At 78.6% G+C, this 24,239-nt stretch carries 18 protein-coding genes; 15 read left to right on the plus strand and 3 right to left on the minus strand.

Translation table 11 applies throughout. The annotated features are described in order from the left end of the window. Window positions 1-6 precede the first annotated feature (6 nt). The 7 genes from amiA (at window position 7) to CP974_RS25355 (ending at window position 9,398) form a co-directional block, all read left to right on the plus strand. Window positions 7-135, plus strand: a complete 129-nt coding sequence (amiA, locus tag CP974_RS30765) for a streptamidine family RiPP (RefSeq protein WP_241389329.1) — start codon at window positions 7-9, stop codon at window positions 133-135. Window positions 136-304: 169 nt separating this feature from the next. Continuing rightward, on the plus strand, window positions 305-1,252 hold the full coding sequence (locus tag CP974_RS25330; RefSeq protein WP_085921486.1) for a hypothetical protein: 948 nt from the start codon (window positions 305-307) through the stop codon (window positions 1,250-1,252). Between the two features lie 41 nt (window positions 1,253-1,293). Continuing rightward, complete coding sequence (locus tag CP974_RS25335; protein ID WP_031131022.1) at window positions 1,294-2,715, plus strand: CocE/NonD family hydrolase; 1,422 nt, start codon at window positions 1,294-1,296, stop codon at window positions 2,713-2,715. After that, complete coding sequence (locus CP974_RS25340; RefSeq protein WP_031131024.1) at window positions 2,712-4,079, plus strand: YcaO-like family protein; 1,368 nt, start codon at window positions 2,712-2,714, stop codon at window positions 4,077-4,079. Before CP974_RS25335 ends, CP974_RS25340 begins: the two co-directional genes overlap by 4 nt. Before the next feature lie 8 nt (window positions 4,080-4,087). Next, window positions 4,088-5,500, plus strand: coding sequence for a nitroreductase family protein (locus CP974_RS25345; protein ID WP_085921487.1), 1,413 nt, complete (start codon window positions 4,088-4,090; stop codon window positions 5,498-5,500). Beyond that, window positions 5,497-7,230, plus strand: a complete 1,734-nt coding sequence (locus CP974_RS25350; protein ID WP_031136770.1) for an ABC transporter ATP-binding protein/permease — start codon at window positions 5,497-5,499, stop codon at window positions 7,228-7,230. Before CP974_RS25345 ends, CP974_RS25350 begins: the two co-directional genes overlap by 4 nt. Beyond that, window positions 7,227-9,398, plus strand: a complete 2,172-nt coding sequence (locus CP974_RS25355; protein ID WP_223844444.1) for an ATP-binding cassette domain-containing protein — start codon at window positions 7,227-7,229, stop codon at window positions 9,396-9,398. Before CP974_RS25350 ends, CP974_RS25355 begins: the two co-directional genes overlap by 4 nt. 61 nt (window positions 9,399-9,459) lie before the next feature. Here CP974_RS25355 and CP974_RS25360 read toward each other — a convergent pair whose 3' ends face one another. Beyond that, window positions 9,460-11,313: a PucR family transcriptional regulator ligand-binding domain-containing protein gene (locus tag CP974_RS25360; protein ID WP_085921488.1), complete on the minus strand. Its 1,854-nt coding sequence runs from the start codon at window positions 11,311-11,313 to the stop codon at window positions 9,460-9,462. Between the two features lie 739 nt (window positions 11,314-12,052). Between CP974_RS25360 and CP974_RS25365 the strand changes: the two genes are divergently transcribed. After that, window positions 12,053-13,285, plus strand: coding sequence for an XdhC family protein (locus tag CP974_RS25365; protein ID WP_078915854.1), 1,233 nt, complete (start codon window positions 12,053-12,055; stop codon window positions 13,283-13,285). 47 nt (window positions 13,286-13,332) lie between these two features. Here the strand turns inward: CP974_RS25365 and CP974_RS25370 are convergent, their stop codons facing one another. Continuing rightward, on the minus strand, window positions 13,333-14,361 hold the full coding sequence (locus tag CP974_RS25370; protein WP_031135743.1) for a S66 family peptidase: 1,029 nt from the start codon (window positions 14,359-14,361) through the stop codon (window positions 13,333-13,335). Between the two features lie 362 nt (window positions 14,362-14,723). Between CP974_RS25370 and CP974_RS25375 the strand changes: the two genes are divergently transcribed. The 7 genes from CP974_RS25375 to CP974_RS25405 all read left to right on the plus strand — a co-directional run bounded on the left by CP974_RS25375 (window position 14,724) and on the right by CP974_RS25405 (window position 21,989). Beyond that, window positions 14,724-15,824 (plus strand): glutamate--cysteine ligase, encoded by a 1,101-nt coding sequence (locus tag CP974_RS25375; RefSeq protein WP_037939325.1) that lies wholly within the window; start codon window positions 14,724-14,726, stop codon window positions 15,822-15,824. 104 nt (window positions 15,825-15,928) lie between these two features. Continuing rightward, the gene (locus CP974_RS25380; RefSeq protein WP_031135746.1) at window positions 15,929-16,102 is read left to right on the plus strand and encodes a CsbD family protein; all 174 of its coding nucleotides are present in this window, start codon (window positions 15,929-15,931) and stop codon (window positions 16,100-16,102) included. A 342-nt stretch (window positions 16,103-16,444) separates the two neighbouring features. After that, window positions 16,445-17,038, plus strand: a complete 594-nt coding sequence (locus CP974_RS25385) for a DUF5709 domain-containing protein (protein ID WP_219808164.1) — start codon at window positions 16,445-16,447, stop codon at window positions 17,036-17,038. Window positions 17,039-17,088: 50 nt separating this feature from the next. Continuing rightward, a complete protein-coding gene (locus CP974_RS25390; RefSeq protein ID WP_031135750.1) occupies window positions 17,089-17,640 on the plus strand; it encodes a 2Fe-2S iron-sulfur cluster-binding protein in 552 nt (183 codons plus the stop codon). After that, window positions 17,637-18,635, plus strand: a complete 999-nt coding sequence (locus tag CP974_RS25395) for an FAD binding domain-containing protein (RefSeq protein WP_031135752.1) — start codon at window positions 17,637-17,639, stop codon at window positions 18,633-18,635. The genes CP974_RS25390 and CP974_RS25395 overlap by 4 nt, the downstream gene beginning before the upstream one ends. A 107-nt stretch (window positions 18,636-18,742) precedes the next feature. Beyond that, the gene (locus CP974_RS25400; protein ID WP_037939407.1) at window positions 18,743-20,884 is read left to right on the plus strand and encodes a xanthine dehydrogenase family protein molybdopterin-binding subunit; all 2,142 of its coding nucleotides are present in this window, start codon (window positions 18,743-18,745) and stop codon (window positions 20,882-20,884) included. A 175-nt stretch (window positions 20,885-21,059) separates the two neighbouring features. Next, entirely contained in the window at window positions 21,060-21,989 is a 930-nt protein-coding gene (locus CP974_RS25405; RefSeq protein WP_031135877.1) for a glutaminase, read from the plus strand. Here the strand turns inward: CP974_RS25405 and CP974_RS25410 are convergent. Next, window positions 21,958-24,051: an MMPL family transporter gene (locus tag CP974_RS25410; protein WP_031135879.1), complete on the minus strand. Its 2,094-nt coding sequence runs from the start codon at window positions 24,049-24,051 to the stop codon at window positions 21,958-21,960. The two genes, CP974_RS25405 and CP974_RS25410, sit on opposite strands and share 32 nt — an antisense overlap. Window positions 24,052-24,239 lie beyond the last annotated feature (188 nt).

A 24,239-nucleotide genomic window follows, 5' to 3' on the forward strand; every position in this document is an offset into this window, starting at 1 on the left:
CAATCCATGGAGCAGCAGAGCGTGTTCTCGCCGATCGCCGAGCAGGGCCAGCTCGCCCACCTCTCCGCGACCCACTCCAACGCCCTCGTCGAGAACCCCTTCGACGAGGTGGCCGAGGCGGACGCGGACAAGTAGTCCACGGCCGACCCCGTACTGGGCCCGCCCGGATCGCCTTCCCGGGCGGGCCCGCCCCGTCCCGCCCGGGCCGCCTTCCCGGGCGGGCCCGCCCCGTCCCGCCCCGTGCCGGCCGCATCCCGGCCCGGTGCGGCGCCCCGGCCCCGCGCCCCGATCCAGGAGGAACCCCGTGCCTCTCGCCCCCGGCGTCGTCCTCGTCACCGTCCCCGGCGGAGGGCTCGCCGTCCGCACGCCCGACGGAACGTTCCTGCGGGTCGACACGGCCGGCACCGAACCGCACGCCGCCACCGCCCTGCTGACCGGCCGTCCGGCACCGGACGGGGCTCCGGCCGCCGCGCCCGGCACCCGCCCCGGCCCGGGTCCCGGCACCCGCCCGGCCGTCGACTCGTCCCCCGAGCCGGGCCCCGAGCCGGGCCCCGACCGCCTCACCGCCGCCTTCGCCGAGGCGGGCTACACGGGCGACACCCCGCCGCCGCCCCTCACCGGGCGCACGGTCGCCGTCCTCGGCGACCCGGTCCTCACCGCGCCCCTCACCCGGTTCGTACGCGACGCGGGCGGCCTCACCCGCACGGTCACCCCCGAGGAGGCCGCCGCGCTGGACGGCGACCGCACCGCCGTGGTCTGGTGCCTCGACGGGCCCGTGCCGCCCGGCCTCTGGGACGACGCCGACCGGCTCCCCGACCGGGGCACCGCCTGGCTGCGCACCCACCGCGAGGGCGCCCACGCCTGGATCGAGCCGCCCGCCACCGGCCCCGGCGACGTCACCTCCGCCCATGTGCGGCTGCGGCGCCTCGCCGCCACCCCCGCCCACCGCGAACTGGCCGCCCTGTGGGCCGGACACGGCACCCCCGACAACGGCCCCCGGCACAGCGAGGCGTCCGCCGCGCTGACCGCCGCGCTGCTCACCGCCGACCTCCTCGCCTGGGCCGCCGGGGCGCCGCCGGCCGTACGGCGCCGACTGCGCCGCCTGGACCTGCGCGACCTGGCCGTCACCGGTCACCCGGTCCTGCCCGTCCCCGACGTGGCCCCGCTCCCGGCCCCGGCGTCCGGCGCCGTACCCCCCACCCCCGCACCGGCGCCCGCGCCGGGCCCCGCGCCGTCGGTGCGGCCCGCATGACGGCCGCGCACCCGGCGGCCCCGAGGCCGTCCGCGCCCTCCGTGTCCCCCGCGCCCCCCACCACCGTGCGGATCGACGGCCTCGCCACCGACGTGCTCCTCCCCACCGGGCCCGGACCGCACCCCGCCGTCCTCGTCCGCACCCCCTACGACCGGCGCTCCCACACGGCCGAGCTCGCCGCGTGGGCCGCGCACGGCTTCGCCGCCCTCGCCCAGGACGTGCGCGGCCGGTACGGCTCACGCGGCGACTGGCGCCCCTACGGCGACCACGAGTCCCGCGACGCCGCCACCACCCTGCGCTGGGTCCGCGACCAGCCGTGGAGCGACGGACGGGCCGTCGCCGCCGGGGCGTCCTACGCCGCGTACTGCGCCCTCGCCGCCCCCGGCGCCGACGCCGTCCTCGCCGCCGTGCCCGCCCTCGGACCCGCCGAGACCGCCCGCGAACCCACCGGACCCGAACGGCTCCACGCCCGCGCCGGCTGGTGGACCGCCCACGGCCGGGGCCGCGCCTCCACGGCCGCCGCCCCGCCCGACCTGCGCCGGCTCCCCGTGCGGGCCCTCCTCGACACCCCCGGCTGGGCCGCCCTGTGGGACGCCCCCCGCCGCCCGCCGCGCACCGGCGACGTGCCGCTCCTGGCGGTCGGCGGCACCCGCGACCCGTTCGCGGAGGACACCGTACGGCTGTGGCGCGGCTGGCGCGGCCCCGCCCGGCTGCTGCTCGGCCCCTGGGGCCACGGCCTCACCGCCGACCCCGCGCCGGAGGCCCGGCCCGCCCACCGCGTCCCCCTCGGGCGGCTGTACACGCGCTGGGCGCACGCCGCCCTCGCGGGCGCCCTCCACGGGCACCGGGCGGCCGTCGGGCTCGGCGACAGCGACCACTGGTACGCCCTGCCCGACCCGGCCGGGGCCGCCCTCTACCGCTTCGGCGACCCGGCGGGCCTGCGGCTGCTGCACGGCGCCGAGTTCACCGCCGACCCCGAGCACCCCGTGCGCTCCGACGACCTCGCCGTCCCCGCCCGCACCCCCGCCGACCGCTGCCTCCTCGCCGGGCCGCCGCTGCCCCGCCCCCTCGACCTGCTCGGCCCCGCCGAGGTTCGGCTCGACGCCACCGCCGACACCCCGTCCGCCGACTGGGCCGTCCGCCTCGTCGCGCTCACCCCCGACGGCCACGCCCGCCCCCTCGCCACCGGCGTCGTGCGCCGCACCCGGCCGGGCCCCTTCACCGTGCCGCTCGGCCACCTCGCCCGCCGCCTCGACGCGGGGACCCGCCTGCGCGTCGAGGTCGCCGGCCACCACTTCCCCGCCCACGCCCGCAACCCGCACACCGGCGAGGACCCGGTCACCGCGACCCGCCTCACCGCCTCGCGGCGCACCGTGCGCCCCTCCGGCAGCCACCTGCGGCTGCCCGCCGTGCCCCGCGCCCGGCTGCACCGGGCCGACCCCCTACAGGAGATACCGACGTGAGCAGCGCCCTGGACATCGAGTCGCTGGTCGACCCCGTCTGCGGCATCGTCCGCGAGGTCGCGCCCGTACCGCACCCCGACGGCGCCCCGCCCCGCTACACGGCCGTGACCGCCGACGTCGCCGACGCCCGCCGGTTCGGGGCCTGGCCCGCCGACCGGGTCTCCCTCGGCACCACGTTCGGCGACCCCGAGGGCGCCCGGATCGCCGCCGTGGCGGAGGCCGTGGAGCGCTACTGCGGCAACCGGCTGCCCCCGCCCGGCCACCCCGGCGCCCCCGTCCGCGCGACCGCCGCCGAACTCGCCGGGCGCGGCGAGCGGCTGTACGGACCCGGCGACCTCCCCGCGTACGCCCCCTGGCAGTACGACCGGCCCGGCTTCCCCTACCGGCCCCTCACCCCCGACACGCCGGCCCTGTGGGCCCGCGCCACCGAGGACGGTGCCGACTGCTGGGTGCCGGTCGCCCTCAGCCACCTCAACTGGCGCCAGGGGTCCTTGCGCTCGCTGCCCCGCACCCACCACCTCAACTACGCGGGCATCGCCACCGGCCAGGGCCTCGACGACGCCGTCGAGCGCGGTCTGCTGGAGGTCGTGGAGCGCGACGCGCTCGAACTGTGGTGGCACCTCGACGGACCCACGCGCGGCATCGACCCGGCGAGCGTCCCCGGCCTCGACCGGGACCTCGAGGGGACCGGCCTGGACGTGGCCCTGGTGGAGATGCCGTCCGAGTTCGCGCCGTGCGTCGCCGCGCTCGTCCACGACCCGGCGACCGGCATCCACGCCGCCGGATTCGCCTGCCGCCACGACCCCGCCGAGGCCGCCCGCAAGGCCGTCCTGGAGGCCGTCCACACCTGGGTGTTCACCCAGGGCGCCACCGAGCCGGACGGCTGGGTGTTCCGCGCCATCGAGACGGGCCTCCTCGCGCGCGGCCTCTACCTCGACCACCGCGCCGACCGCCGCTACCTCGACGCCTGCGGCGAGGACTTCGCCGCCGTCCGCGACCTCGGTGCCCACGTGCAGGTCTGGCTCGACCCGCGCATGGCCCCCTACGCCCGCCGGTTCACCGCGCCCGCCCTGGGCACCGTCCCCGTCCAGGACCTCGCCCCCGGCGGCCCCGAGACCCTGCGCGCCCGCCTCGCCGAACGCGGCCACCGCGTCATCACCCTCGACCTCACCACCGAGGACGTCGCCGAGACCCCGCTGCGGGTCGCCCGCGTCCTCGTCTCCGGCCTCGTGCCCAACGCCCCGGCCGCCTTCGCCTACCTGGGCTGCCCGCGCTTCGCGGACGCCGCCCTCGAGCGCGGCTGGCGCGACCGGCCGCCCACCGCTCCGGGCGACTTCACCCTCGCCCCGCCCCCGCACATGTGAGGCCCGCCGTGTCCTCCGAACCCGCCGGCTCCCGCGCCTCCTCCACGTCCCGCGCCTCCTCCGCCTCCTTCATGTCCCCCGCCCCCCGCGCCCTCCCGGGCCGCTCGCCGGTCTCCGTCGCCCTGTCCCTCGCCCGCTCCGGCCGGGTGCCCGGCCCGCGCTTTCCCGCCGGGCCGCAGACCACGCCCTGGCCGGGCCCCGCCCTGCCCGTACCGGGCCCGCTCGACCGGCTGCTGCGCCGCTCCCTGGCGGGCGGCAGACTGCGTCCCGCCGCGTCCGCCGGGGCGCTGCACCCCGTCAACGCCCACCTGCTGCTGGGCGCGGGCACGGGGCTGCCGCCCGGGAGGTACGCGTACCAGCCCGTCACGCACCGGCTGCACCCGCGCGGCGCCGTCGACGGGAACGTGCCGCCCGGCGCCCTGGCGGTCCTGACCGTCACGGCCCGGCGGACCGTGTCCCAGTACGGCCACCGCGGCTGGCCGCTGCTCCTCCTGGACACCGGCCACGCCGCCGCCGCGCTCGTCCTCGCCGGGGCGCCCGCCTGGTGCCCCGACGCGGACGGCGCCCTCCTCGCGGCCGCCGCCGGGCTGCCGTCCGGCCGGTGCGGCGAACACGCCCTGGCGGCCGTGCGGCTGACGCCCGGCCCGGAGGACGCCCTCGCCTGGTGGGCCGCCCGCCCGCCGGGCGCCCCGCCCCCGCCGGACGCCCACCCCGCGCCGCCCGTCCTGCGGCACGCGTGGGACGTGCTGGACGCCCTGACGGCGCCCGCCCGCGGCCGTGCGGTGCCGGCCGCGCGGCGGCGCGGGGGCGCGCCGTACCCGGACGCCGTCTGGCGGGCGCCGGGCGCGGCCGTACCGCCCGAGGCCGGGACGGGGCCGGACGGGGCGGAGGCGGGGCCGGACGGGGCGGAGGCGGTGGCCGCCCGGCGCAGCGCGCAGCCGCCGTTCCCGGGCGTCCCGGACGAGACGCGGCTCGCCGCCGTCGCACGCGCCGCCGCGGCCGCCGCCGCGGCCGCGCACCCCCCGCGTGGCCGCGCCACCGGGGCCCCCGCCGGGGCGACCGCCGGGGCGACCGCCACCACCGCCGGCCCGGCGCTCGCCTGGGACCTCGTACGGGCCGACGCCCCCGGCGCGCCCCGCCGCGCCGAGGACCTCGCCCGCCGCGCCGCCGGGCAGGCGTGGCTGACCCGCACCGGGGCGCTGCTGCTCGCCCACGGCTGCCCGGACGACGCCGGCCCCGCGCACGTACGCCACGCCCACCTCACCGCCGGGTACGCCGTCGGCGCCGCCCAGGCCACCGCCGCCCGGCTCGGCCTGGCCTCCCGCCCCGTCGGGTCCTGGCAGCACGGACCCGGCGGCCCCGCGCACCTCGTCCACGCCCTGGCGCTGGGCACCGCCACCGAAGGGAACAGCCCCCGATGATGCTCCACCCGGAGCTGCTGCGCGCCGCCCGGACCGCCCGCCGGCCCCTCCTCGGCGCCACCGCGCTCCTCGCCGCCGTCACCGCCACCCACCTGGCCCAGGCCGTCCTCCTCGCCGTCGCGCTCGCCCGCATCGCGCGCGGCGAGACGGCCGCCCTGCCGCCCGTCCTCGGCGGCGTCCTCGCCGCCGTGGCCGTACGGGCGCTCCTCGGCCGCCTCCAGCGCGCACTCGCCGCCCGCGCGGGCGCCCGCGTCCGCACCGACCTGCGCGACGCCCTCCTCGGCCGGCTCGGCGCCCTCGGACCCGCGCGCGGCGCCGGCGACCGGGCCGGCGCGGTGCGCGCCACGCTCGTCGACGGCGTCGAGGGCGTCGACGCGTACGTCTCCCGCTACCTGCCGCAGTTCCTCGTCACCTGCGCCGCCCCGCCGCTGCTCCTGCTGGCCGTCGCCGCCGTGGAGCCGTACGCCGTCCTCGCCCTCGCCCCGGCCCTCCTCCTCGCGCTGTTCGCGCCCCGCTGGTGGGACCGGCTCCTCGCCCGGCGCGGTCAGGAGCACTGGGGCTCGTACGAGGCGCTGGCCGCCGACTACCTGGAAGCCCTCCAGGGCATGCCCGCGCTGCGCGCCGCCGGCGCCGTCGCCCGCACCCGCGCCCGCCTCGGGGAGCGCTCGGCCGCGCTGCACCGGGCGACCGTCGCCAAGCTGCGGGTGTCGCTGGTCGACACGGGCATCACCGATCTCGCCGTGCAGGGCGGCACGGTCGCCGCCGCCCTCGTCGCCTGCGCCTCCGCCGCATCCGGCAGGACCGCCGCGACCGGCACCTACCTGGTGCTGATGCTGGCCTCCGAGTGCTTCCGGCCCGTCCGCGACCTCTCCCGCGAGTGGCACTCCGGCTACCTGGGCGTCTCGGCCGCCGACGGCATCGCCGCCCTGCGCACGGCCCGCCCGGCCGTCCCCGACGACGGCGTCGCCGAACTGCCCGCCGGGACCCCGCCCGCCATCGCCTTCCACGACGTCCGCTACACCCATCCCGGTGCGGCCCGGCCCGCTCTGCGCGGGGTGACCTTCACCGCCGAGGCGGGGCGCACCACCGCGGTCGTCGGCCCGTCCGGCGCGGGCAAGTCCACCCTCCTCGCGCTGCTCCTGCGCCATGGGGACCCCGACGCGGGCCGCATCACCCTGGACGGCACCGACCACACCGCGTACACCCTCGCCTCGCTGCGGCGCGGCATCGCGGTCGTGTCGCAGGAGACGTACCTGTTCCACGCCACCGTCGCGGAGAACCTGCGGCTCGCCCGGCCCGGCGCCACCGACCGGGAGCTGCGGGCCGCGGCCCGCGCGGCGGGCGTCCACGACGAGATCGCCGCCCTGCCCGACGGGTACGACACCCTGGTCGGCGAGCGCGGCGCCACCCTCTCCGGCGGCCAGCGCCAGCGCCTCGCCCTGGCGCGGGCGCTGCTCGCCGACGCCCCGGTGCTCGTCCTGGACGAGGCGACCAGCGCCGTCGACGAGCGCCGCGAGGCGCACATCGGCCGGGCCCTGCGGCGCGCCGCGCGCGGGCGCACCTGCCTGGTCGTCGCGCACCGGCTGGCGTCGGTGCGCGACGCCGACCGGATCGTCGTCCTGGACGGCGGCCGGGTGGAGGCGATCGGCACGCACGCCGCCCTCACGGAGCGCAGCGCGGTGTACGCCCGGCTCGTCGCGGCGGGCGGCACGGGGGAGGCGGCGGCATGACGCACCCGCCGTACGGCACCCCGCCGCGGGCCGGGCACGGCGCCGCCCCGGACGGGCGGGGCGGCGCGGGGACGACGGACCGCCGGGAGGGCGACGCGCAGACGGCGAGGCACCGGGAGGGCCACGCGGACAGGGCGGACCGCCGGGAGGACCACAGGGACACGATGGAGCACCTGGAAGGCGACACGGACATGGCGGACCGCCGGGAGGGCGACACGGACACGGCGGACCGCCGGGAGGGCGACACGGACACGATGGAGCACCTGGAGGGCGACCTGGGGGCGCGACGAGCCGACGGCCCGTTCCGGGACGCGTATCCGGACGGGGACGCGCGGCCGGACGGGGACGCGCGTCCGGACCGGGGCAGCCCACCGGACCGCGGCACACTCCCGGACCCGGACCCGGACCCGGACCCGGGCGCCGGCGCCGGGGCGGAGGCGCCGCGCGGGGCCCTGCGGGCCCTGCTGCCGGTGCTGGGCGAGGACCGGGAGATGCGGTCCATGACCGTACGGACGTTCGCCGCGGCGCTCGTCGACCAGGCCGCGCTGGTCGCGCTGGTGACGCTGGCCGCGTACACGGTCGGCACGGCCGTCGCGCGCGGCGCACTGCCGGGGGCCGGCACCGTCGCCGCCCTGGTCGCCCTCGTCCTCGTCCGCGCGGTCGCGACCTGGCGCGAGATGGACCTCTCCCACGACCTCGCGTACCGGGTCCTCGCCGGCCTGCGCGTACGGGTCTTCGACGGGCTGGCCCGCTCCGCGCCGGCCCGGATCGGGGGGCGGCGCAGCGGCGACCTCGCGGCGGCGGCGCTCGGGGACGTGGAGGCCCTGGAGTTCTTCTACGCCCACGCCGTGGCCCAGCTCGCCGCGTCCGCCGCGGTCTTCGCCGGCGGCTCCGTGGTGCTGGCGGCGGCCGACCCGGCGCTGCTCGCCGCGGTCGTGCCCGCCGCGGCGCTGCTGGCGGTGGTGCCCGTGCTGGACGCGCGGGGCCGGGCGGCGCGCGGTGCCCGTACCCGGCGCGCGGCGGCCGACCTGTCGGCGGACGCGGTGGAGACGGTGGACGGGATGCCGGAACTCCTCGCGTTCGGGGCGCTGGACCGGCGCCGCGCGCGGCTGCGGGAGCGCGGTCGCCGCCTGGGCGACGCCCAGCGCGCCGAGGCGGCCTGGGAGTCGGGGGCCGCCGCGGTGCGGGACGTGCTGGTGGTCGCCGCCGTCGTGGGCGCCGTCGCCGTCGCCGCCCGTGCCCTGGCCGACGGGTCCGGCGGGTGGGCGCCGGCCGCGACGGCCCTCGCACTGGGCGTCCTGACGCCGGTCGCCGACGCCGCGGCGGCGCTCGGCCAGGCGGGCGGGCTGCGCGCGGCGGCCGGGCGGGTGGGCGCCGCCGTCCGCGCCGAGGCGGGCGCCCCACCGCCCGCCTCGCCCCGCCCGGTGCCGAGCGGGCCGCTGGCGGTGCGGCTGCGGGGGGTGCGTTTCGACTACGGCGCCGGGCGGCCCGTCCTCGACGGCCTGGACCTGACCGTGCGGGCAGGGGAGACGCTGGCGCTGGTCGGCGCCTCCGGGGCGGGCAAGTCGACGTGCGCGCACCTGCTGGCCCGCTTCTGGGACCCCGTGGAGGGCGCCGTCGAACTGGTCGGCGCGGACGGCCGCGCCGTGGACCTGCGGGACGTGGCCGACGCCGAACTGCGGCGCACCGTCGCGGTGGTCGGGCAGGACGCGCCGCTGTTCCACGGCACCCTCGCGGAGAACCTGCGCCTCGCCGCGCCCGACGCGACCGACGCCGAACTGCGCGAGGCCGCCCGGCTGAGCGGGGTGGACCGGATCGCCGGCGCCCTGCCCGACGGGTACGCGACGGCGGTGGGGGAGCGGGGCGCCACGCTCTCCGGCGGGCAGCGCTCGCGGGTCGCGCTGGCCCGCGCGCTGCTGGTCCGGCCCCGCGTGCTCGTGCTGGACGAGACGACCGCGCACCTCGACGCGGAGGGCGACGCCGAGCTGGCCGCGGCGCTGGCGGCCGCGTCGCGGGGCCGCACGACGCTGGTGATAGCCCACCGCCCGGCGACCGTGCGCCGCGCGGACCGGATCGCCGTCCTGGAGGGCGGCCGGATCGCGGAGGAGGGCGGCTGGAGGGAACTGGCGGCCGGGGAGGGCGCGTTCACCCGCGTGCTGACGCGCTGAGGAAGGCGGCCGGTCCGGGAGCCCCGGACCGGCCGCCCGGCCACGCGTGCCCGACGGGGCGTCAGGACATGCGCAGTGCCAGGAAGAAGTCGAGCTTGTCCTCCAGCCGGGACAGGTCGCGGCCGGTCAGCTGCTCGATGCGGCCCACCCGGTACCGCAGCGTGTTGACGTGCAGGTGCAGCCGGGACGCGCAGCGGGTCCACGAGCCGTCGCAGTCGAGGAACGCCTCCAGGGTGGGGATCAGCTCCGCCCGGTGGCGCCGGTCGTAGTCCCGCAGCGGGTCCAGCAGCCGGGCCGTGAACGCGCGCCGCACGTCGTCCGGGACGAACGGCAGCAGCAGCACGTGCGAGGCCAGCTCGTCGTGGCCGGCCGCGCAGACCCGTCCGGGGCGGGCCGCGGCGACCCGGCGGGCGTGCCGGGCCTCCTCCAGCGCGCCGCGCAGTCCCTCCGCCGAGTGCACGGGCGCGCTGACGCCCAGCGTGAGGCGTCCGTCGTCGCCGAGGCCGGCCGAGAGCGGGGCCCGTACGGCGGCCAGCAGCCGCTCCGCGTCGAGCCCCGGCCCGCCGGCGGCCGCGGGGGCGCCGGCCCCGCCCGCCCCGGCATCGGCGTCCCCGCCCGCCCCCGTTCCGGCACCACCGCGGGACCCACCGGCCCCGACCGCCTCCGCCGCCTCGGCTGCCGGAGTCGCCCCGGCCGCCTCGGCCGCGTGCCCACCGGCGGCCTCCGCACCGCCCGCACCGGCGCCGCTCCCCGCCGAGGGCGCCGCCGCGACGGCGGGCAGCGCCACCAGCGCGACGGCCTCGTCCCCGGAGTGCGCCACGGCGATCCGGTCGCCCGGGTCCGCGTCCATCGCCGCCGGGTCGACCAGCACCTCCTCCAGCAGCGCCTGCGCGGCCGGTCCCGCCTCGACCGCGCCGTCGCCGTCCCACTCCACGCGGGCCACCACGATCTGCCAGTGCGGCGCCGTGCCGAGCCCCGGCAGCAGCACCGGCGCGGCCACCCGCAGCCGCGCGGCGACCTCGGCGGGCGCGGCGCCCGTCTGCACCAGTTCCAGCACCTCCTGGGCGAGCCGCCGCCGCACCGTACGGGCGGCGTCCCGGCGGTCCCGCTCCACGGCGATGAGCTGCGTCACGCCCTGGAGGAGGTCCAGCCGCGCCGCCGGCCAGTCGGCCGCGTCCGCCTCCACGGCGAGCAGCCACTCCGCCAGCACCGTCTCGCGCACGTCCCGCACCGCCGGGGCGGCACCCCGCCCGGTGTTGCGGATCGGGAACAGCGAGTACGCCGTCCCCGCCACCTGCGCCCGGTGCGGGCCGCGCCGCCCGGCGCGCGTCGCCGCCAGGTGCTCACCGGCCAGCGCGGCGGCCGTCCGGGCGGGCAGCGGCGCCGACCCCGCGACGCGCCGCCCCGTCGGCGACAGCACCCAGGCGCGCAGGTCCAGGTCCGTGCCGAGCAGGTCCAGGACGGCCTCGGGACCGCCGCCCGCGGGACCGGACGTCATCAGCCGCCGGTGCCGGTCCACGACCGCCGCGAGGTCCCCGGCGCGCTCGCCGGACACCTGTCGAACGACATGCTCGGTGATCGTTGCGAACGCGACGGACTCGTGCACGGCGAAGAGGGGCAGCCGGTGGCGGGAACACGCCTGTACGAGGTCCTCCGGCACGGCGCCCAGCTCGGCCTCCCCGGCCGCCAGCCCCGCCACCCCGGCGGCGGTCAGGATCCGTACGAAGGGCTCGGAGTCCGCCGCGTCGCGCCGCCACGCCAGGCCGGTGAGGACCAGCTCACCGCCGGACAGGTAGCGGCTGGGGTCCCTGAGGTCCGTCGTCATGACCCCGCGCACGGGGCGGTCGAGCTGGTCCCCGCCGCCGAGCAGCCGCAGCCCCAGCGCGTCGGTCTCCAGCAGTGCGCGCAGCCGCATGTCGTCGCCGCCGATCCTTACTCGTGGTGTCTCGACGGGACCGGTGACCCGCGTCACCGTTCCCGGGGGAAAACGAAGAGGTGGTCGCCTCTCACGTTCGTTCGAATCTACAAGACACCGGGTGTCGTCAGCCAACCGCTTCGGGGCTCCGGCGACCGCGGCGTGCGGAGCACGGCGGGGTGCCGGACCCGGCGGGGGTGCCCGCACGGCGCCCTCCGGCTCGGCTTCCGGGGGCCGCCCGGCGGGCCGTGTGGCCCCCGGCGCGCGGGCCGGGGCCGCGCGCGAAGGCCGGGGCGCGGCCCGGGTGCCATGCTGACCTGGCGGGCCCCGCCGGGCGGCCCCGGACTCCACGGGGCCCGTCGGCGCCGCCCCCGAGCGCGGATGCGGGGTCCCCGGCTCTCCGGGGTAACCGGCACGGGGCACCCCGCCCGCGCCCCGCCCGTGTCCCGCAGCCGAGCCAGTCCCCGACCCCCGAGCCACGTCCCCGACCCCCGGCCTTGCACTCCGCCCTCCGCCCCCCGAGCCCGACCCCCGAGCCACGTCCCCGAGCCACCTCCCCCCGGGCCCGGCCCGCCCCCCGCCCGAGTCCGGCCCGAGTCCGGGACAGGACGTCCGGCCCGAGCCCCGAGCCCCGGGCTGCCCCAGGGTCCACCGGGCCGACCGCGTCCCCGGGGCCCCACCGGGCCGCCCCGCCCCCCGGCCCGAACCCCCCGACCCCGACCCCCTCAAGGAGGCCGCCATGCTGGACATCGCCGACGAACTCGCCCGGTGGGCCGAGCAGGGGCGGGACTTCGCCGTCGCCACCGTCGTCTCCGTCACCGGCAGCGCTCCCCGGCCGCCCGGCGCCGCGCTCGCCGTCGACCGCGACGGCACCGCCGTCGGGTCGGTCTCCGGCGGCTGCGTGGAGGGGGCCGTCTACGAGCTGTGCCGGCAGGCGGTCGAGGATGGCCGTACCGTCGTCGAACGCTTCGCCCCCAGCGACGAGGACGCCTTCGCCGCGGGCCTCACCTGCGGCGGGACCATCGACGTCCTGGTCACCCCGGTGCGCGGCGGCGTCTACCGGGCCGCGCTCGCGCAGGCCGCCGCCGGGCGGGCCGCCGCCCTGGTCCGCGTCGTGGACGGCCCGCCGGAGACCAGGGGCCGCCCCCTCCTCGTACGGCCCGACGGCACGTACGAGGGCGGCCTCGGCGGCCGGCCCGAACTGGACCGGACCGCCGCGGCCGAGGCCCGCGCCCTGCTGGACGCCGGACGCACCGGCACGGTCACCGTCGGCGCCGAGGGAGCCCGGTGCGGCCGGCCCGTCACCCTGCTGGTCGAGTCCAGCGTCCCGCCGCCCCGCATGATCGTGTTCGGCGCCGTCGACTTCGCGTCCGCGCTGGTCCGGGTCGGCGGGTTCCTCGGCTACCGGGTGACCGTCTGCGACGCCCGTCCGGTCTTCGCGACCGCGAGCCGCTTCCCCGGTGCCGACGAGGTGGTGGTGGCCTGGCCGCACGCCTATCTGGACGCGACCGAGGTGGACCCCCGCACCGTGCTGTGCGTCCTCACGCACGACCCCCGGTTCGACGTCCCCCTGCTGCGGCGCGCCCTGCGCCTGCCGGTCGCCTACGTGGGCGCCATGGGGTCCCGCAGGACCCACGAGGACCGCGTCCGCCGGCTGCGCGAGGCGGGGCTCACCGACCGCGAGCTGGACCGGCTCCACTCGCCGATCGGCCTCGACCTGGGCGCCCGCACCCCGGAGGAGACGGCGGTGTCCATCGCCGCCGAGATCGTCGCCGTGCTCCGGGGCGGCGGCGGAGCCCCCCTGACCGGCGCCCGCACCCCGATCCACCACGACGGGGACACAGCGCACGGCGCGGACGCCGGCCGGCCCGGGGCCGGCCGCGACGAGGACCCCGCCCGCGACGAGGACCCCGCCCGCGGCGGGAGCGCCGCCCGCGGCGCAGCCCCCGCCCGCGACGGGGCGGTCGTCTGACGGTCCGGGCCGCGGCCCCGGCCCCCGCCCGGCCGGACAGCCGCCGCTCAGTCCAGGGTCTGCGTCAGCTCGCTCCGGGTCGCGGTGTGGACCACGCGGGCGCGGGCGCCGTTGACGAGCGGCAGGTACGGCGGCACGTGGCCGCACTCCACGTCCGCGATCAGCGGCACGCCCAGCGTGCCCAGCGCGTCGAGCACCGCCTCGTCCTGGGACAGGGACGGCCGGCCCGGCGCCGCCGTACGGCCGACCAGCACGGCGCTCGCCGCGTCGAAGAACCCGGCGAGCCGCATCCCGTGCAGGGCGCGGCAGATGGCGAACGCGTCGTCCTCGCCGGCCTCCACGTACACGATCAGCCCCTCCGGCGCGTGGGCGCGGGCGAAGGCGGGCACGTCGCCGTACGGGCTCCCCACCACGTGGTGCAGCGTCTCGACGCAGCCGCCGACCAGCCGGCCCCGCACGTCCACGTCGCCCGGGCCGTCGAGCCGCCGCCACGTCCCGGCGGTGTCCAGCACCATCGTGTCCACGTGCGGGTCGGCGGCCCAGTCGTCCCAGCCGGAGGAGCGGTGGCGGCCCGGCGGGGTCTGCGTGAAGGAGCCGCCCTCCGGCACCGTCACGACGTCCAGCCAGGACAGCAGCCCCTCCGGCGTCCGGTACGGGGTGTCCATCAGGTTGTTGCCGTGGAGCGTGGCCGTGCCGGTGAGCAGCGTCAGCGGCGTCAGCAGGGTGGACATGTCCGACCAGCCGACGAGCCAGGTGGGTTCGGCCTCCCGCAGTCGGTCCCAGTCGAGCAGCGGCACCAGGTCGATCGCCGTCTCGCCGCCCCACGGCGGTACGACCGCCCGCACGTCCGGGTCGGTGAGCATCCGCGTCAGCTCGGCGGCGCGGGCGGCGGCCGGGGCGCTCACATGCCCGGCGCCGTCCATGCAGTCGCCCACCACCACCTCGTAGCCGCGCGCCTCCACCGCCCGCACGGCCGTGTCGAGCCGCGCGCGCAGCGCCTCGGGGACTCCGCTCGACGGGGAGGTGACGGCGACGCGGTCACCGGGACGCAGGGGGCGCGGGTAGCGAATCGGCATGCGCGGGATTCTGGCACGCGCCCCCTCCACGGCGCCCCGGGATTCTCGCCCCGCACGGGCGGCCGGAACCGGCCGCCCGCCCCTCCACCCGCCCGGCCGCGCTCCGGCGCGCCCTCACCGCGCCCCCGTCGCGCCGTGCCGCGCGGGAGCACGGTGCCGGGGGCGTGCGCCGGGTGGCGCGCGCGGGCGGCACGGTCGCCGTCCGGCCTGGGGCGGTGGGAACCCGCCAGATCCCCGCGACCGGCCCCCGGGGCCTGTGCGTGCCCTCTCCGCAGCGTGGATGATGGACGGCCCGGCACGTACGGCAAGTCCGGCGGTTCCGTCAGTTGTCCAGCAGGATGCGATCGGAAAGGCGGGTTCTTTTGCGCAGCGTCGGAGTGGAGGAGGAACTCCTCCTCGTGGACCCGCGAACGGGTCAGCCGCGCGCCCTCTCCGAGGAGGTGCTGGCCATCGCCGCCAGGCACTACCAGGGGCGGGACCACGCGTACACCAGGGAATTGCACGGCCAGCAGCTGGAGTTCGGGACCGAGCCCCGCACCAGCATGGCCGAGGTCGCCGACGAGATCGAGCGGTGCCGCAGCGGCGCGGCCCGGCTCGCCGCGGAGGCGGGCGCCGCCGCCGTGGCGCTGGCCACCTCGCCGCTCCCGGTCGGGCCCGCCATCGCCGAGGGCAGGCGCTACCGGTGGATCGAGGAGCACTACGGGCTGACCGCCCTCGAACAGCTCACCTGCGGCTGCCACGTCCATGTGTCGGTCGCCTCCGACGAGGAGGGCGTCGCGGTGCTCGACCGGATACGGCCCTGGCTGTCGGTCCTGGTCGCGCTGAGCGCCAACTCGCCCTTCTGGCACGGCAAGGACAGCGGCTACCACAGCTACCGCAGCCGTGTGTGGGGCCGTTGGCCGACCGTCGGGCCCGTGGAGCTGTTCGGGTCCCCCGACCGGTACCGCGAGCAGGTGCGCGAACTCCTCGCCACGGGCGTCCTCCAGGACGAGGGCATGGTCTACTACGACGCCCGGTTGTCCCGCCACTACCCGACCGTCGAGATCCGCGCCGCCGACGTGTGCCTGGACGCCTCGACGACCGTCCTCGTGGCCACCCTGGCCCGCGCCCTGGTGGACACGGCCGCCCGGCAGTGGCGGGAGGGCCACCCGCCGGTGGACCACGCCATCGGGCTGCTGCGGGCCGCCGCGTGGCGGGCCGCCCGCTCCGGGCTCGACGACGAGCTGATCGACCCGCACACCATGCGGCCCGCCCCCGCCGAGCACGTCGTGCAGGCGCTGTTCCGGCACGTCGAGGCGGCGCTGGAGGACAACGGCGACCACGCGCACGCTCGCAAGGCCCTCGACGACCTGCTGAGCTGCGGGAACGGGGCCCGCGTCCAGCGGCGGCTGCTGCGCCGCCACGGCACGCTGCGGGCGGTGGTCGCCGAGTGCGTGCGCCGGACCCAGGAAGGGGTGCGCTGACCGGCCGGGCGCCGGTCGCGGGCGGTCGGTGCGGGTTTGCCCGGATCGGCGCGGGGCAGGCGCAGCGTCGTGGGGGAACGACCTACAGCGAGGGAGGACGCACCATGTCCGCGAAGCGCAAGACCTCCGCCAAGGCCGAGCAGGCCAAGGGCACCGTCAAGGAGACCGTGGGCCGCGCCGTCGGCGACCGGAGCATGGAGGACGAGGGCCGCGCCGAGCGCGCCAAGGGCGACCTCCGGGAGGCCGGCCAGAAGGCGAAGGACGCCTTCAAGCGCTGACCCCGGCGCCCGGCCGGCCCGCCCGGCCGAGCCCGCACCACCGAGCGGCCCGCCGTGCACCCCCGCACGGCGGGCCGCTCGGCGTCCCGGTGTCCCCGGCCCCTCGCGCCCCGGCCCGCGCCCGGCGCCTGATGCCGCGCCCCCGGGCCGTCCCGCCCGCCGCCCCGGATGCCGCCGGGTGCCGCCCCCGTACCCCGCGTCCCGTGCCCCGTGCCCATGCCTCGCGCCCGGCTTCCCGTGCCCCCCGCGCCCCGTTTGCACCGTGCGCGGGTGCCGGGAGGTGTGACCTGGTCCAGGCTGGATACGCGGAGCAGGCGAGACCGCAGCAGACCGGGAGCCAGCATGGGAACCGAAGGAACGATGGGCGACGAGGTCTACCAGCCCGACCCCACCGACGACCGCGAGATCCGCGAGGACCACGGCATCCTCGACGACGAGGACACCCTCTCCGACCGCGCCGCCGACCCCTACGACGAGGGCTACTCGCCCCCGGAGCGGCCCCTGGCCGCCGACGACGTCGGCACCACCGCCCGCGAGCAGCGCGAGGGCGAGTCCCTCGACCGGCGCCTGGCCCGCGAGGTCCCCGATCCCACCCAGCGCGTCGGCGACCCCGAGGCGTCCGACGGCATCGGCGACCTGCCCGGCGGCATGGGAGAGCCGATGGACGAACAGGTCGGCCGCCACCGGTCCGGCCGGCTCGTCGCCCCGGACGAGGGCGTCCGCAGCGACACGGAGAAGGACGTCGTCGGCCGGGACGTGGGCGTCGACGGCGGCGCCGCGTCCGCCGAGGAGGCCGCCGTCCACCTCGTACCGGAGCCCGACGAGGAAGGCGAGGGCGACCGGGGATACCTGGGCGGCACCGACACCGACACCGACATCGACACCGAGGCCGGCACCGGCGCCGAGGGCGGCCCCGGCGACCGGCGCGGCGGCTGACGCCCCCGGCGCGCGCCCCGTCCCACCGCCCACCGAAAGGCCCCGCACCCGTGCAGCCGACGACGCCCCCGCCCGACGTGTACCACTCCGAGGTCGCCCTCCGGGTGAACGGCGAGCCGCGCCGGCTCACCGTCGACCACCGCACCACCCTCCTCGACGCGCTGCGGGAAGCCCTCGGCCTCACCGGCGCCAAGAAGGGCTGCGACCACGGCCAGTGCGGTGCCTGCACCGTCCTCGTGGACGGGCGCCGCGCCAACGCCTGCCTGCTCCTCGCGGTCACCCTCGACGGCAGCGACGTCACCACCGTCGAGGGCATCGCCAAGGACGGCGGCGAACGGCTCCACCCGCTCCAGCGGGCCTTCCTGGACCGCGACGCCTTCCAGTGCGGCTACTGCACCCCCGGCCAGCTCTGCTCCGCGCTCGGCATGCTCGGCGAGGCCGCCGCCGGGCACCCCTCGCTCGCCACCGACCCGGACACGCCGCCCGCCCAGGGGCCCGCCGCGCTCACCCCGGACGAGATCCGCGAGCGGATGAGCGGCAACCTGTGCCGCTGCGGCGCCTACCCGAACATCGTGCGGGCCGTGGAGGACGTGATCCGGTGAAGCCCTTCGCGTACGTCCGCGCCCGCACCGTCGAGGAGGCGACGGCCGCCCACGCCGGCCGCCCCGGCGCCCGCTACCTCGCCGGCGGCACCAACCTGGTCGACCTGATGAAGCTGGGCGTCGAGACCCCCGACACCCTCGTCGACATCACCCGCCTGCCGCTCGACACCGTCGAGGAGCTGCCCGACGGCGGGCTGCGCGCGGGCGCCACCGTCCGCAACAGCGACCTCGCCGCGCACCCCCTGGTACGGGCCCGCTACCCCGCCGTCTCCCGCGCCCTGCTCTCCGGCGCCTCCGCCCAGCTCCGCAACACGGCCACCACCGGCGGCAACCTCCTCCAGCGCACCCGCTGCCCCTACTTCCAGGACCTCACCAAGCCCTGCGGCAAGCGCGCCCCCGGCAGCGGCTGCGGCGCCCGCGACGGCGTCCACCGCGACCACGCCGTCCTCGGCCACTCCGCCCGGTGCATCGCCACCCACCCCTCGGACCTCGCCGTCGCCCTCGCCGCCCTCGACGCCGACGTCGAGCTGGCCGGCCCGGACGGCGAACGCTCCGTGCCCGCGGCCGAGTTCCACCGGCTCCCCGGCGACCGCCCCGAGCGGGACACCGTCGTGGCGCCCGGCGAACTCGTCACCGCCGTGACCCTGCCCGCCGCCACCGCCGGGCTGCCCTCCGCGTACCGCAAGGCCCGCGACCGCGCCTCCTACGCCTTCGCCCTCGTCTCCGTCGCCGCCGTCCTCGACCTCGCCGCCGACGGCACCGTCCGCCGGCTGGGCCTGGCCTTCGGCGGGCTCGCGCACCGGCCGTGGCGCGCCCGCCGCGCCGAGGAGGCCCTGCGGGGCGCCCCGCCCACCGCCGCGCACGTCTCCCGCGCCCTCGCCGCCGAACTGGACGCCGCGGAGCCGCTCCGCGACAACGCGTACAAGGTCCCCCTCGCCCACCGGCTCGCCGCGGACGTCATCGCCGGCCTCGCCGGCGCCCCCCGCCCCTCCTGACCGCCCCAGCCCCTCCCGAGACTGCGCCCTTCCCGACCCTCCCCGCACCTCCGACCGCCCCCGCTCCTCCGAACCGCCCCCCGCCCCGACCGACCCCCGGAGCACCCATGGCCGCCACCGCCACCCCGCACCTCCTCGGCACCCCCGCCGAGCGCGTCGAGGGCCGGGCCAAGGTCACCGGCGCCGCCCGGTACGCCGCCGAGCACACCCCGCCCGGCTGCGCCTACGCCTGGCCCGTCCCGGCGGGCGTCGCCTGCGGCCGGCTCACCGGCGTCGACATCACCGACGCCATGGCCCAGCCGGGCGCCATCGCCGTCCTCACCCCGTTCAACGCGCCCCGCTTCGCCGCCCCGCCCGACGACGCCGAACTCGACGTCCTCCAGTACGACTCCGTCCCGCACCGCGGCTGGTACGTCGCCCTCGCCGTCGCCGACACCCCGGAGAACGCCCGCGCGGCGGCCGCCGCCGTCCGCGTGACCTGCGCCGGGCACGGGGACGAGCCCGAGCCGCACGACGTCGTACTCGCCGAGGACCACCCCGACGCGTACACCCCGGAGAAGGCCAACGGCGGCCATCCCGCCCACCGCGAACGCGGCGACGCCGCCGCCGCGTTCGCCTCCGCCCCGGTCCGCGTCGACACCGGCTACCGCGTGCCGCCGCTGCACAACCACCCCATGGAGCCGCACGCCGCCACCGCCCACTACGCGGGCGGCCGGCTCACCGTCTACGACTCCTGCCAGGGCACGGGCCCGGTCCGCGCCGTCCTCGCCGCCCTCTTCGACCTGCCCGAGGACCGCGTCACCGTCGTCGCCGAGCACGTCGGGGGCGGCTTCGGCGGCAAGGGCACCCCCCGCCCGCACGTCGTCCTCGCCGCGATGGCCGCCATCCACACCGGCCGCCCCGTCAAACTGGCCCTGCCCCGCCGCCACCTGCCGTCCGTCACCGGCCACCGCGCGCCCACCCTGCACCGGCTGCGCCTGGGCGCCGAGACCGACGGCACCCTCGTCTCCGTCAGCCACGAGGTGACCACCCACACCTCCCGCGTCAACGAGTTCGTGGAGCAGGCCGCCGTGCCCGCCCGCGTCATGTACGGCTCGCCGCACAGCCTCACCACCCACCGCGTCGTCCCCCTCGACGTGCCCAGCCCCTCCTGGATGCGCGCCCCCGGCGAGACCCCCGGCATGTACGCCCTGGAGTCCGCCATGGACGAGCTGGCCGGCGCCCTCGGCATGGACCCCGTCGACCTGCGCGTGCGCAACGACCCCGCCACCGAACCCGACAGCGGGCGCCCCTTCAGCAGCCGCCACCTCGTCGAGTGCCTCCGCGAGGGCGCCCGCCGCTTCGGCTGGGACCGGCGCGACCCGCGCCCCGCCGCCCACCGCGAGGGCCCCTTCCTCGTCGGCACCGGCGTCGCCGCCTCCACCTACCCCGTGCTCGTCTCGCCGTCCGCCGCGAGCGCCACCGCCCACCCCGACGGCACCTTCACCGTCCGCGTCAACGCCACCGACATCGGCACCGGCGCCCGCACGGTCCTCGCCCAGGTCGCCGCCGCCGCGCTCGCCGTGCCGCTGGAGGCCGTACGCATCGAGATCGGCAGCACCCGCCTGCCGCGCGCCCCGCTCGCCGGCGGCTCCTCCGGCACCGCCTCCTGGGGCTGGGCGGTGCACCGGGCGTGCGAGGCGCTGACCCGGACGGTCGCCCGGCACGCGGGGCCGCTGCCCGACGGCGGGCTGACCGCCACCGCCGACACCGCCGACGAGGCCCGCCGCACACCCCCGTACGCCCGCCACGCCTTCGGCGCCCAGTTCGCCGAGGTGCGGGTGGACACCGTCACCGGGGAGGTGCGCGTCCGCCGCATGCTGGGCGTCTTCGCCGTCGGGCGGGTCCTCAACGCGCGCACGGCCCGCTCCCAGCTCGTCGGCGGCATGGTCATGGGCCTCGGCATGGCGCTCACCGAGCACAGCACCATGGACGCCGCCCACGGGGACTTCACCGAGTGCGACCTCGCCTCCTACCACGTGCCCGCCCACGCCGACGTCCCGGACATCGAGGCCCACTGGATCGACGAGGACGACACCCTGCTCAACCCCATGGGCAGCAAGGGCGTCGGGGAGATCGGCACCACGGGCGCGGCGGCGGCCATCGGCAACGCCGTCCACCACGCGACCGGCGTCCGCTTCCGCGAACTGCCGCTCACCCCGGACCGGGTGCTCCCCGCGCTGCTGTCCGCCGGCGGGCCCACCGCCTGACCGGACACCGCCGCACGCTGCCGCCGCGCGCCCGGCCCCGCCCTGCCGCACGGGGCGGCCGGACGGTGGGGGAGACCGGCCCCCGGGACCCCGCGCACCGGCCGGGGGCGCACAATGGGGGCGGCGCGGAACGCCCCCGTCCGCCCCGCCCCGTCCCCGTACCCGTACCGCCGGAGTGAGCAGCGCCGTGGCCCCCGCCTTCCAGCCCGTCCTCGACCAGATCGCGGCCGACATCGCCGCCCGACCGGGCCGGGGCCGCCCGGCGGACTACATCCCGGCGCTCGCCGAGGCCGACACCAGCCGGTTCGGCATGGCGGTCGCGGAGCCCGACGGCACCGTCTACGGGGTGGGGGACTGGCGGCACCCGTTCTCCGCGCAGTCCATCACCAAGGCGTTCACGCTCGCCCTCACCCTCGCCCTGGAGGGCGAGGCGCTGTGGGAGCACGTGGGCCGCGAGCCGTCGGGCAACCCCTTCAACTCCCTGGTCCAGCTCGAGTACGAGAACGGCATCCCCCGCAACCCGTTCATCAACGCGGGCGCCCTCGTCGTCACCGACCGGCTGCACGCCCTGACCGGCGACGCCTCCGGCACGCTGCGGGCGTTCCTGCGCGCCGAGAGCGGCCGGCAGGAGCTCGACTTCGACCTCGCGGTCGCCGCGTCGGAGGCCGCCCACGGGGACCGCAACGCGGCCCTGGCCCACTTCATGGCCTCGTACGGCAACATCCGCACCCCCGTGCCCGAGCTGCTGGAGCAGTACTTCCGCCAGTGCTCGCTCGAGACCTCCTGCGCCGACCTGGCGCTGGCCGCCGGGTTCCTCGCCCGGCACGGCATCCGCGCCGACGGCTCGTCCCTGCTCACCCGCAGCCAGGCCAAGCAGGTCAACGCCGTGATGCTGACCTGCGGGACCTACGACGCGGCCGGGGACTTCGCGTACCGGGTGGGGCTGCCCGGCAAGAGCGGGGTCGGCGGGGGCATCGTCGCCGTCGTGCCGGGGCGCTGCACGCTGTGCGTGTGGAGCCCCGGACTGGACGAGCGCGGCAACTCCGTCGCCGGGGTCGCCGCGCTCGACCGGTTCACGACCCTGACGGGCCTGTCCGTGTTCTGAGGGAGCTGGGCCACCACGACACCGGGCCGATGTCCCGTACCAGCGCGGGCACGAGCAGCGACCGGACGACCAGCGTGTCGAGGAGCACGCCGAAGGCGACGATGAACGCGATCTGGAGCAGGAACGCCAGCGGGATCACCGCGAGCGCGGCGAACGTCGCGGCCAGCACCACACCCGCCGACGTGATCACCCCGCCGGTCGCGGTGAGCCCCCGCAGCACGCCCTCCCGGGTGCCGTGGAGGAAGGTCTCCTCCCGCACCCGCGACATCAGGAAGATGTTGTAGTCCACGCCGAGCGCGACCAGGAAGACGAAGCCGTACAGCGGCACCGACGCGTCCGTGCCGGTGAACCCGAGCAGCTTCTCGAAGACCAGCGCGGAGACGCCCAGCGTCGCCAGGAAGTTCAGCGCCACCGTCGCCACCAGCAGCACCGGCAGCAGCAGCGAGCGCAGCAGCCCCACCAGGATCAGCAGGATCAGGACCAGGACGACCGGCACGATGACCATCCGGTCCCGCTCGGAGGTGCGCTGGGTGTCGTACTGCTGCGCGGTGTACCCGCCGACCAGCGCGTCCGCGTCCGGTACGGCGTGCACGGCGTCCCGCAGCCTCACCAGCGTCTCCTTGGCGGCGTCGCTGTCCGGCGCGGCCTCCAGGGTGGCGCTGAGCTGCGCCCGGCCGTCGACCACCAGCGGCGGGCCGCCGCCGGGCCGCCCGGAGGCGGTGACCGGCACGACCGAGGCGACCCCGTCGGTCTCCTCGGCTGCCTTCGCCACGGCGGGCAGCGCCGAGGCGTCCGTGATGATCACGGCCGGGTTGCCGGAGCCGCCGGGGAAGTGCTCGGCGAGGACCTTGCCCGCGGTGACGGACGGCGCGTCGTTCACGAAGATCTCGTCCAGCGGCACGCCCCGCGCGGTGAGCGTCGGCGCGAACGCCGCGCACGCCACCAGCGCGGCGAGCGTCACCGCCCACACGCGGCGCGGCGCCCGGTCGACGAGCGCGGCCACCTTGGTCCACACCCCGTGCCCGGCGCCGTCGGTGGCCGGCTTCGGCCTGGCCGGCCAGTAGGCGGTCCGGCCCAGCAGCACCAGGACGGCCGGGAGGAAGGTGAGCGCGCCGAGGACGGCGCACACGATGCCGATCGCCCCGACGGGGCCGAGCGCCCGGTTGTTCGTCAGGTCGCTGAGCAGCAGGGCGAGCAGGCCGAGCGCGACCGTGGCGGCGCTCGCGACGATCGGCCCGAAGGACTGGCGCAGCGCCGACCGCATCGCGGCGTACCGGTCCTCGTTCCGGCCGAGTTCCTCCCGGAACCGGGCGGCGAGCAGCAGCGCGTAGTCGGTGGCGGCGCCGATGACCAGGATGAACAGGATGCCCTGCACCTGGCCGTCCACCCGCACCACGTCCGCGTCGGCCAGGGCGTACACCACCGCGCACGCCAGGCCCAGAGCGAAGACCGCGGTCAGGATGACCATGAACGGCAGCAGCACGCTCCGGTAGACCAGGAGCAGGATCAGCAGCACCGTGGTGAGGGCCACACCGAGCAGCAGCCCGTCGATGCCCGCGAAGGCGTCCTTGAGGTCGGCCTGCGTGGCCGCCGGGCCCGCCAGGTACACCCGCGTGCCGGATACCTCCTCGGCGGCGGCCGTCACGCGGTCCAGCACGCCCTCCAGCTCGTCGCCGAGGTCGGGGGCCAGCCGGAGCACGCCCTGGAGCGCCTCGCCGTCCTCGGACGGCAGGGCGGGTGAGGGGGCGCCGACCAGGCCCTCCGTGCCGGCCAGCGAGGCCAGCTGCCGGGTGGCGGCCTCCCGCGCGGCGGGGTCGAGACGGCCGCCGTCGTCGGCGGTCCACACGACGACGAGCGGTAGGGACTCCTCCTGGCGGAAGTCGGCCTGGGCGTCGAGGACGCGGGTCGACTCGGCGTCGTCCGGGAGGAAGGCGGCCTGGTCGTTGGTGGCGACCTCGCCGAGCTTCCCGGCGTACGGGCCGAGGCCGCCGCCGACGGCGAGCCAGACGGCGATGAGGAGCGCGGGCAGCAGGCGCCGCGCGAGGACGGTGGAGGAGGACATGGCTCTCCTGCGGGGGAACGGGGCTCTGTTCGACCGATCGGGGGATCAATCTCGACAGAAAACTATCTTAATGATTGAGATATATGGCGGGCGGGGTCATCCGTCACCGGCGTGCCGGGACCGGAGGACGGGAGCGCAGGCTCCAACATGCCCCCGGCGGTCCTCGGCACACCGACGCCGTGCGGGGT

Source organism: Streptomyces fradiae ATCC 10745 = DSM 40063 (assembly GCF_008704425.1).
Taxonomy (GTDB): domain Bacteria; phylum Actinomycetota; class Actinomycetes; order Streptomycetales; family Streptomycetaceae; genus Streptomyces; species Streptomyces fradiae.